Origin of the sequence: Amycolatopsis rhizosphaerae (genome assembly GCF_007713715.1) — a bacterium.
In the GTDB taxonomy this organism is placed as follows: Bacteria; Actinomycetota; Actinomycetes; order Mycobacteriales; family Pseudonocardiaceae; genus Amycolatopsis_E; species Amycolatopsis_E rhizosphaerae.
Window position 1 is genome coordinate 1 of sequence record NZ_VJWX01000739.1, and the last position, 2,339, is coordinate 2,339.

Genomic DNA, 2,339 nt, shown 5'->3' on the forward strand with positions numbered 1-2,339 from the left:
GGGTGCGCATGGCCTCGGCCAGCGCCTCCGAGGCCGCGGGGCCGAGGGGTTCCAGCACCCGGCGCCGGAGGATCTCCGCGCACGCCCGGCGGGCGTCGTCCGCCACCTCGCGTCCGTGGTCGGTGAGGCAGGCGTAGGTGACGCGGCGGTCGCGCGGGTTGGGGGCGCGCCGGATCAGTCCCGCGGCCACCATTCGGTCGGCGACCTTGGTGAACCCGCCGCTCGACAGGGCCGCCTCGGTGGCCAGGCGGGTCATCGGCATCTGGTGGCCGGGGGTGCGCACGAGCCGGAGCAGGATGTCGAAGGTGGCCGGGGCCAGGCCGAAGCGTTCGGCGATCTCGCCCATGAGCTTGTCCTGGGTGGCCAGGTAGCCCTCGATCACCAGGCCCCACCAGGTCACGATCTCGTCGTCTTCGGCCACGAGGTGATTCTACCGTTCTCTCGCGGGAATACATCTTCCAAAGAAGAGGTTTTGGAGAGTGATTGGTCCACAGCCCTTCAAGGAGGACCGATGTCCATCAAGACCAGCGGCCTGCACCACGTCACCGCTATCGGCGGCGACCCGCAGCGCAACGCCGACTTCTACCTTCGCACCCTCGGCCTGCGGTTGGTGAAGACGACCGTCAACTTCGACGATCCGGGCACGTTTCACCTGTACTACGGGGACGAAGCGGGCAGGCCCGGCTCGCTGATGACCTTCTTCCCGTGGCCCGCCGCGCCCCGCGGGCGCCGGGGCAGCGGGCAGGCCACCACGACCTCGTTCTCCGTTCCGGCGGACTCCATCGGCTGGTGGCGGGACCACCTCGCCGAGGCCAGGGTCACCACCGGGCGCATCGTCAACCGGGACGGCGAGGACGTACTGACCTTCGACGATCCCGACGGGCTCCAGCTCGCGCTCGTCGCGCATCCGCAGGGCGACCCCCGTGCCCCCTGGGACAACGGGTTCGTCCCGGCCGAACGCGCGATCCGCGCCCTGCACTCCGTGACGTTGTCCGTGACCGGGGAGGAGGCGACCGCGGAGATGCTCCGCGAACTGGGCCTGAACTTCGCGGGCCAGGACAGCAACCGCCTGCGCTTCACCGCGGGTGAAGGCGGACCGGGTGCGATCGTCGACGTGCTGGTCACGCCCGGCACGCCGCGAGGCCTGGTCTCCACCGGAACCGTGCACCACGTCGCCTGGCGGGTCCCTGACGAGCCGACGCAGGCCGCATGGCGCGAGGAACTCCTCGACCGCGGCGTCAAGGTAACGTCCATTTTGGATCGTCAGTACTTCCGTTCGATCTACTTCCGCGAGCCGGGCGGGACCCTGCTGGAAGTGGCGACCGATCAGCCCGGATTCGCGGTCGACGAACCGCTGCTGGAACTGGGGCGCGCGCTGAAGCTGCCGCCGTGGCTGGAACCGGACCGCGAGCAGATCGAACACGCGTTGCCGAAGCTCGACCTGCCCCGTGAGAACAACCCGGAACTGGTGTGAAGCGTGCTCGACCACAAGTACCTCGAAGGTGATCCGGAAGCCCCCGTGCTGCTGCTCCTGCACGGCACCGGGGGCGCCCCGGGCGATCTGCTGGGCCTCGGCCGCGACCTCAGCCCGTCCTCGGCGCTGCTGGCCCCGGCCGGGCCGGTGTCGGAGCACGGCGCCGCCCGCTGGTTCCGCCGCCTCGCCGAAGGCGTCTTCGACCACGAGGACGTCGTGGCCAGGGCGAACCAGTTGGCCGACTTCGTTCTCACCGCCCGGAAACGCTACGACCTGGACGGCCGCAGGCTGGTCGCCGTCGGGTTCTCCAACGGTGCCAACATCGCGGCCGCGGTCGCCCTCCTGCGGCCGGACGCGGTCCGCGAGGCCGTGCTGTTCGCGGCGATGTTCCCGTTGGCCGAAAACACCCCCGTCCCCGACCTGACCGGGACGCGCGTGTTCGCCTCCAACGGCGAGCACGACCCGATGGCCCCGCTGCCCTCGGCCGAACACCTGACGGCGCTGTTGCGACGGCGGGGGGTGGAGGTCACCACCTACCGACACGGCGGGGGACACCTGATCACGCCGGAAGCGGAGGTGGCGGCGAAAGCCTGGCTGACCCGCGCGACGATGAACGGTGCGTGAGTTCGGAAAACGAGCTCGGATCGACCCGGGAGAGGAAGACATGAGTGCGGTGGCGGACTGGTCGGCGCAGCTGGCCGCGTGGGCCATTCCCGAGGAGATCCTCGCCGCCGCGCCGGAGTCGCCGTGGGTGCTGCCGCGTGCGGTGTTCGAGCGCCGGGTCGACCGCCACCTCGCCGAGCCCGGCACACCGACTCACCGTGCGGTGCTCGACGCGCTGGGTGCGGGCGGCACGGTGCTGGAC

The 2,339-nt window shown here is 70.8% G+C and carries 3 protein-coding genes and 1 pseudogene; 3 read left to right on the plus strand and 1 reads right to left on the minus strand.

What is annotated here, in order from left to right; all coding sequences use genetic code 11:
• On the minus strand, positions 1-421 hold a 421-nt coding region (locus FNH05_RS36245), incomplete at its 3' end, for a MarR family winged helix-turn-helix transcriptional regulator (RefSeq protein ID WP_144593350.1).
• Positions 422-511: 90 nt separating this feature from the next.
• Between FNH05_RS36245 and FNH05_RS36250 the strand changes: the two genes are divergently transcribed.
• The 3 genes and pseudogenes from FNH05_RS36250 to FNH05_RS36260 all read left to right on the plus strand — a co-directional run.
• A complete protein-coding gene (locus tag FNH05_RS36250) occupies positions 512-1,474 on the plus strand; it encodes a ring-cleaving dioxygenase (protein WP_144593351.1) in 963 nt (320 codons plus the stop codon).
• A 3-nt stretch (positions 1,475-1,477) separates the two neighbouring features.
• Positions 1,478-2,098: an alpha/beta hydrolase gene (locus FNH05_RS36255; RefSeq protein WP_144593352.1), complete on the plus strand. Its 621-nt coding sequence runs from the start codon at positions 1,478-1,480 to the stop codon at positions 2,096-2,098.
• A gap of 40 nt (positions 2,099-2,138) precedes the next feature.
• Positions 2,139-2,339 (plus strand): annotated as a pseudogene (locus FNH05_RS36260) (class I SAM-dependent methyltransferase); the annotation flags it as partial.